We start from the raw sequence: 330 nt of genomic DNA on the forward strand, positions 1-330 counted from the left end.
GAAGATGTTTCGCTGACAGAATTTTAGTCCCGTTCGTCTAGAGGCCTAGGACACCGCCCTTTCACGGCGGTAACAGGGGTTCGACTCCCCTACGGGACGCCACGGGTCGTTAGCTCAGTTGGTAGAGCAGTTGACTTTTAATCAATTGGTCGCAGGTTCGAATCCTGCACGACCCACCATTCCTGCCACGGGAATGTAAAAACTCAGTGGGCGATTAGCTCAGTTGGGAGAGCACCTCCCTTACAAGGAGGGGGTCACTGGTTCGAGCCCGGTATCGCCCACCATTCTTTCCTCTGGAAAGAGACCCAGAACAATGGGGCTATAGCTCAG

The 330-nt window shown here is 54.2% G+C and carries 3 tRNA genes; all 3 read left to right on the forward strand.

Features of this window, described 5'->3' with window-relative positions:
• Window positions 1-26: 26 nt before the first annotated feature.
• Window positions 27-102: transfer RNA gene (locus EA58_RS20575), tRNA-Glu, on the forward strand.
• Between the two features lies 1 nt (window position 103).
• Window positions 104-179, forward strand: a tRNA-Lys gene (locus EA58_RS20580).
• Between the two features lie 29 nt (window positions 180-208).
• A tRNA-Val gene (locus EA58_RS20585) sits at window positions 209-284 on the forward strand.
• The last annotated feature ends 46 nt before the right edge of the window (window positions 285-330 follow it).

The organism is Photobacterium galatheae (assembly GCF_000695255.1).
GTDB classification, from domain to species: domain Bacteria; phylum Pseudomonadota; class Gammaproteobacteria; order Enterobacterales; family Vibrionaceae; genus Photobacterium; species Photobacterium galatheae.